At 33.2% G+C, this 6,691-nt stretch carries 7 protein-coding genes; 5 read left to right on the top strand and 2 right to left on the bottom strand.

All coding sequences use genetic code 11. From position 1 onward, the window contains the following. The 3 genes from HMPREF2767_RS00885 to HMPREF2767_RS00875 all read left to right on the top strand — a co-directional run. The coding region (locus HMPREF2767_RS00885; RefSeq protein WP_148128982.1) for a helix-hairpin-helix domain-containing protein at positions 1-527 on the top strand (527 nt) is incomplete at its 5' end. A gap of 10 nt (positions 528-537) precedes the next feature. Next, entirely contained in the window at positions 538-1,002 is a 465-nt protein-coding gene (locus HMPREF2767_RS00880; protein WP_070622172.1) for a ComE operon protein 2, read from the top strand. Beyond that, positions 999-3,209, top strand: coding sequence for a DNA internalization-related competence protein ComEC/Rec2 (locus tag HMPREF2767_RS00875; protein WP_070622170.1), 2,211 nt, complete (start codon positions 999-1,001; stop codon positions 3,207-3,209). The genes HMPREF2767_RS00880 and HMPREF2767_RS00875 overlap by 4 nt, the downstream gene beginning before the upstream one ends. Before the next feature lie 23 nt (positions 3,210-3,232). Here the strand turns inward: HMPREF2767_RS00875 and HMPREF2767_RS08550 are convergent, their stop codons facing one another. Continuing rightward, complete coding sequence (locus HMPREF2767_RS08550; protein ID WP_083286812.1) at positions 3,233-3,373, bottom strand: YqzM family protein; 141 nt, start codon at positions 3,371-3,373, stop codon at positions 3,233-3,235. A gap of 84 nt (positions 3,374-3,457) precedes the next feature. Between HMPREF2767_RS08550 and holA the strand changes: the two genes are divergently transcribed. Beyond that, positions 3,458-4,420: a DNA polymerase III subunit delta gene (holA, locus tag HMPREF2767_RS00870; protein WP_070622168.1), complete on the top strand. Its 963-nt coding sequence runs from the start codon at positions 3,458-3,460 to the stop codon at positions 4,418-4,420. A 34-nt stretch (positions 4,421-4,454) separates the two neighbouring features. Here holA and rpsT read toward each other — a convergent pair whose 3' ends face one another. Further along, entirely contained in the window at positions 4,455-4,697 is a 243-nt protein-coding gene (gene rpsT, locus HMPREF2767_RS00865; protein ID WP_068128241.1) for a 30S ribosomal protein S20, read from the bottom strand. Between the two features lie 161 nt (positions 4,698-4,858). On the opposite strand from rpsT, the gene lepA reads away from it, so the two are divergent. Beyond that, on the top strand, positions 4,859-6,682 hold the full coding sequence (gene lepA / locus HMPREF2767_RS00860) for a translation elongation factor 4 (RefSeq protein WP_070456973.1): 1,824 nt from the start codon (positions 4,859-4,861) through the stop codon (positions 6,680-6,682). Positions 6,683-6,691: the final 9 nt, after the last annotated feature.

Raw genomic sequence — 6,691 nt, 5'->3', positions numbered from 1 at the left:
TTCAAGTGGCTAACTTAAACTTGAAATTTAAGGATGATTTTGAATATACAACACCTGTAGAAGTAGATAATAGTGTACATGCACAAGTCGAAGAAGAAGTAGATACTATGAGTCTAAACTCAATATTTGTTGAAATAAAAGGTGCTGTTAAGCATCCAAATGTATATGAAATGCCAAAGGACGCGAGAGTTAAAGACATTATATTAATCGGTGAACCACTTGACTCTGCAGACTTAAACCAAATTAATCAATCAGAAAAGTTAAGAGATGAAATGAGCATTTATGTACCAGCAAAAGGTGAAATAATCGAAACAGAGAGTGAAACTTCAAGTAGCCATATCGTCAACATAAATAAAGCGAGTAAAGACGAACTGATGACGTTAAATGGAATCGGTGCAAAGAAAGCTGAAACGATTATTAATTATCGTGAAGAGAATGGTTTGTTTGAAAAGAAAGAAGATTTAATGAACATACCTGGTATTGGGCAAAAAACGTTTGAAAACTTAGAAAATGATATAGAAATTTAGGGGTGAAACTGTGGAGCGTATCAATTGGCACGAATATTTTATGGCTCAGGCGATGTTACTCGCACTACGTTCAACGTGTGAACGCTTAAGCGTAGGGGCTACAATTGTTAAAGATAACCGTATTATTGCTGGTGGGTATAACGGTTCAGTAAGTGGAGAAGATCACTGTATAGACGTCGGTTGTTATTTAGAAGATGGTCACTGCATTCGTACGATTCACGCAGAAGTTAACGCGTTACTTCAATGTTCTAAAAACGGAGTATCGACAGAGAATGCGTCGATATACGTAACACACTTCCCATGTATACATTGTACAAAAGCATTAATTCAAGCAGGTATTAAAAACATTTATTATAGAGAGTCGTATAAAAACCATCCGTATGCAATTGAATTACTCGATAAGACAGGTGTTAAATATGCACAGATCGATTTAGATGTCGATAAAATATATGAATACTTAAAAGTGAAATTATGATTTTATTTTTAATTTTTTTAGCCTTAGTCAGTGGAGCGTTAATCGTGAAAATTCCACTGCTAGGGTTATTTTTTATGGTCATTATTACATATATCGTCTTTATACAGAGAATTAGTTATATCGTATATACGTTAATTTTAATTTCTGTAATTATTTCTAGTACATATTTCTATTCTAATAGAGATACCTTTAAAGAGGAGACTATTGATTACTTCACAATATCAGACTACAAATATAATAACGATACGATTTCTTATATTGGTGAATATGAAAATTATCGTTTTTATGTTTATATGGAGAATGAAGCACTTCTTCCAATCGGTACAATGTGTAATGGCGATTTTGAAGTCGTGAAACCAAATATTGAAAGAAATTTTATTAAACGTAATCAAGCGTTATCGATGAAAATTTCTAACGTAGTTGGAAGTATTTATGTGAAAGACGATCGTTCAAACTGTTCAGAAACGAAGAAAACAGTAAAGATGAAAATCAATAATTTAAAATATAAGTATACCGAAAAAGTTTTAAAGATTAGTAATTATCCGTACACCGGGGATATATTAATGCTGTCAATCGGTAATAAGATGATGCTAGATTCACAATTCTTTTCAGCACTTCAAAAACTCGGTATTTACCATTTATACGTGATTTCAGGTACACACGTTGCGTATATTACGATGGTACTGATATTTTTATTTACACGATTTAGACTACCGATTGAATATGTTAAAGCACTCGTAGTCATATGTTTACTTATATTTTTAATGATTAATATATTTTCTCCAAGTGTACTTCGAGCTGTACTTATGGCAGTGTTACTCATTATTACGAGTTATTTTAATAAAAAACCGTATTTAGCGATCATCAGTTTAACTGCAATTATTCAATTTGTAATTCATCCTTATATAATTTTTCATGCAGGTTTTCAGTTGTCATATGTTACGACGTTCACAATTATTCTTAGCCGTCATTTCTTTAATGATAGACAACCTTTCATACAAATGATAATTGTTACTGTAATATGTGAAGTGTGTACAATTGTTTTAATACTATTTCACTTTAACGAAGTGTCGATCAGTGGAATTGTAATGAACTTAATATTCGGTCCAATATTCAGTTTTGTCATTTTCCCTTCTGTTTTTATTTTTAACATGAGTCTATTTACGTATCTTCCGGAATGTTTTGATTATCTTCTACACTTAATCTTTTCAACGAATACATCACTCATACTTTATTTAGGGAATGTAATTGAACACCGTTTGCCGATAAAAAACATATCGTCGATATTTATCGTCATATTAGCGATTATTAGCTATTTTCATATAAGAACTGTACTGACAAAAAGTCTCAAAAAAATAATTCGAATGACGTTAATATTTATTGTATTTTTATTATTATCGTCGTTTAACTTTAAAGACGATATAAAATTTGTAATGGTCGATGTCGGACAAGGAGATGCGTTTTTAATCATCGATGAAAAGTACAATCAAACAATTCTCGTAGATACTGGTGGCAAATTTTATAGAAATGATTATGAAATTCGACTTGCAGAAAAAACGATTTTACCGTATTTAAAAGAAAATGGTATAAGAAAAATAGACTTACTCGTCATTAGTCATATGGACAACGACCATATGGGTGAAGCGACTTATATTAGTAGTAAACTGCCGATTAAGAACGTATATATAAACCCGCGAGATGAAAAGCTTACTGAAGGATATTTAAAACAATTTAGTGAATCAAATATCCTTTACTCTACAGAAGTAAGTGAGTTAAAGTTTAAGCGTATAACTTTAAAAAATGTCAATACAATCATTCATACAAATAATTCAAATGACCAGTCGATTGTGCTAGATGTAAATCTATTTGACTATCATATACTAATGCTCGGAGATTTAAGTGTAGAGTATGAAGAAGAAATATTAAAAAATGTGAACAAAATAGATATCGTAAAAATTGGCCACCACGGTTCGAATACGAGTACCGGCGTGGATCTTGTAGAAAGAGAATTTAATTTAGCACTTATATCGAGTGGGGTAAATAATTCATATGGACATCCGCATAAAGAGGTAACGGATTTACTCACCAAGTACAATAAGGAAATTGTAAGTACTAAAGAATCCGGGATGGTCGAGATTACTTTTAAAAAGAATGGTTATTGTACAAAACATAAATTACGAAAGATAGAGAACCGTTGTTATAAATAAAAAAAGAGCTAATAAAATTAGCTCTAGTTAAAACTCGCGACGATTTGGAAAATTTGTGCAATCACATAGACTGCAGTGAATCCTAAAAGTCCGACTAAAAATGCAAGTCCTGAATCGATTACGTCGTTATTTTTAGATTGTACATTTTTTTCAAATTTATTCATGACATAACCCCCTATTACTTATTTATAGTATAGAATAGAGTTAGAGAAAAATCTATAGTGAATTCAATTAAGAATGGTGATTACATGGAAAAACTCTATTTAGTATACGGAAAGAATAGAGTGCGTATAGACGAAACAGTCAATAAGTTAACGAAAGACTATTTAGCAACAGTCGATGACTTTAATCGAATCGTCTTTGATTATATCGAAACAGAGATTGAATATATTATCGAAGAGTGTATTACGCTACCGTTTTTATCGGATCGAAAAGTCGTGATTGTAAAAGATGCATTTTTATTTACAGCCGAAAAGAAGAGAACGTCTATCGATCACAACATCGATAAAATGATCCAATATATCGAGGACAAAGAAGACGATACGTTACTCATTTTCGTGACATCTGCTGAAAAGTTAGACAACCGAAAAAAGATTACGAAACTCATAAAAAAACAAGGGAAAATCATTGAGTGTGAAGAAATGAATGAACGTGAACTCGTTCAACATATTAACGACGCTGTTAAAAGTGAAGGTTTGACAATTCGAAACGATGCAGTAAATGAATTACTAAATCGTACAGGTGCGAATTATACGATTGTTAAAAATGAGTTAGAAAAGTTGATGTTGTTTGCCCACGATATAATTACAGTTGAAGACGTGAATATTATAGTTAGTAAAAGTTTAGAAGCAAACGTGTTTTCTTTAACAGACTTTATTCTTAAAAATCAAAAGCGTGAAGCGGTCGATGTATTTAGAGATTTAATATTACAAAAAGAAGAGCCGATTAAATTACTCGGGCTAATCTCGTCACAGTTTAGGTTATATTATCAAACGAAGATTTTAATGAACGAGGGAATGCGTCAAGATGAAATTAGTAGTCGTTTAAAAGTGCATCCGTATCGTGTGAAATTAGCGATGTCTCAAGTCAATCAGTATCCGTTAGAAGTATTACTTCAAAAAATGGTGTTAATTAGAGATATGGATTATGAGTTAAAATCAACGTATTTAGATAGCGAAGCTTTATTTGAAGTATTCATAAGCAAAATATAAAAAAAGAAAACTTCCTAAAATTAGGAAGTTTTCTTTACTTAGCAAGTTTAGATTTTAAACGACTTGCTTTATTTTTGTGTAATAAGTTTTTGTTAGAAGCTTTATCAACTAAGCTGATTGCTTTGTTTACTAATTCTTCAACATTTTCAGCGTTGTTCTCTTTCGCAGTTTCTGCAGCTTTGATTGCAGTACGCATTGCGTTCTTTTGAGCAATGTTACGTTCAGTAGCTGCTTGTGTAGTTTTAACACGTTTAATTGCTGATTTAATGTTAGCCATGTTTGCACCTCCAGAGTTAAAAGTTGTACAACTTTGATTGCAACAAAAATATTCTATCAGATTTACAAGTGTAATGCAATGTACACTTTCAAAATGAATTGATGAAACTATATGAAATTGATATAATTAATTCAATTGTTAGTAAAGGTGTTGGATATATTATGGACGACAAAAAGCGTTTAGAAAGACAAAAGAAAATTAGAAACTTTTCTATTATAGCTCATATCGATCACGGGAAATCTTCATTAGCCGATCGATTACTTGAGCATACAGAATCAGTAGCTGCACGTGATATGTCCGACAGACTACTCGATGCAATGGAGCTTGAACAAGAGCGTGGTATTACGATTAAGTTAAACGCTGTTCAGTTAAAATATACAAGACCAAATGGAGAAGAGTATATTTTCCACCTAATCGATACACCAGGGCACGTCGACTTCTCTTATGAAGTATCACGTTCTCTCGCGGCATGTGAAGGTGCAATTTTAGTCGTCGATGCTGCTCAAGGTATCGAAGCACAGACACTCGCGAACGTTTATCTTGCATTAGATAACGAGTTAGAATTAGTACCTGTAATTAATAAAATAGACTTACCTGCTGCAGATCCAGAACGTGTTGCACAGGAAGTTGAAGATGTCATTGGTCTAGATAAAGACGATGCGGTACGCGCATCTGCAAAAGCGGATATTGGTATCGATGATATATTAGAAAGTATCGTAGACACTGTACCACCACCTGAAGGTGATCCAAGTGCACCTTTAAAAGCGTTAATTTTTGACTCTGAATACGATCAATATCGTGGTGCTATTTCGTCGATTCGTGTGTTTGACGGTACGGTTAAAGTTGGAGATAAAATTCGTATGATGCAAACAGGTACCGAATTTGAAGTAACTGAAGTCGGCATACATACGCCAGCTCCAATGGCAGTTGACGAACTAACTGTTGGAGACGTTGGATTTTTAGCAGCACAAGTAAAATCAGTATCTGACGCACGTGTTGGTGATACGATTACACATGCAAACAACCCAACAGATACTCCGCTACCTGGATATAAACGTATGAACCCGATGGTGTACTGTGGACTATATCCAATTGATTCTGGAGACTATGTAGATTTACGTGAAGCTCTTGAAAGATTACAGTTAAATGACTCTGCATTAGAGTTTGAACCAGAATCTTCTCAAGCATTAGGATTTGGTTATCGTACTGGTTTTTTAGGAATGCTTCATATGGAGATTATCCAAGAACGACTAGAGCGTGAATTTGGTATTGACTTAATTGCGACAGCACCTTCAGTGATTTATAAAGTGCATACAACAGACGGTGAAATACATAACGTAGATAACCCGTCACAAATGCCAAAACAAGATTTAATTGATTATATCGAAGAACCTTATGTAAAGGCAGAGATTATGGTACCAAACGATTATGTTGGTGCAGTGATGGAACTTTGTCAGAAGAATCGTGGTAACTTTATAACGATGGATTATTTAGATGATATTCGCGTGAATGTTAAATATGAAATACCATTAGCAGAAATCGTATTTGATTTCTTCGATACGTTAAAGTCTCATACGAAAGGATATGCAAGTTTAGACTACGAAATCATCGGATATAAAGAATCGAAATTAGTTAAAATGGATATTTTACTAAATAACGAAGTCGTCGATGCATTAAGTATTATCGTTCATAGAGACTTTGCATATCAAAGAGGCCGTGCACTCGTAGAGAAACTAAAAGAGTTAATTCCACGTCAGCAATTTGAAGTGCCTGTTCAAGCAGCGCTTGGAAACAAAATTATTTCACGTACAAATATACGATCGATTGGTAAAAACGTACTTGCTAAATGTTACGGTGGGGACGTATCACGTAAACGTAAACTACTAGAAAAGCAAAAAGAAGGTAAAAAGAAGATGAAAGCTGTTGGTTCAGTTGAAATTCCACAAGAAGCTTTCTTAGCAGTATTACGTATGGATGAAGACTAATTGATTATT

Origin of the sequence: Nosocomiicoccus sp. HMSC067E10, from assembly GCF_001810835.1 — a bacterium.
GTDB lineage: Bacteria > Bacillota > Bacilli > Staphylococcales > Salinicoccaceae > Nosocomiicoccus > Nosocomiicoccus ampullae_A.
Note: the sequence above shows the minus strand (reverse complement) of the source record. Positions and strands in the feature narration are given on the sequence as shown.

Coding starts and splice junctions, on each gene's coding strand:
- HMPREF2767_RS08550 (WP_083286812.1), bottom strand. CDS start 3,373: ATGAATAAATTTGAAAAAAATGTACAATCTAAAAATAACGACGTAATC.
- rpsT (WP_068128241.1), bottom strand. CDS start 4,697: ATGGCTAACATTAAATCAGCAATTAAACGTGTTAAAACTACACAAGCA.
- lepA (WP_070456973.1), top strand. CDS start 4,859: ATGGACGACAAAAAGCGTTTAGAAAGACAAAAGAAAATTAGAAACTTT.
- holA (WP_070622168.1), top strand. CDS start 3,458: ATGGAAAAACTCTATTTAGTATACGGAAAGAATAGAGTGCGTATAGAC.
- HMPREF2767_RS00875 (WP_070622170.1), top strand. CDS start 999: ATGATTTTATTTTTAATTTTTTTAGCCTTAGTCAGTGGAGCGTTAATC.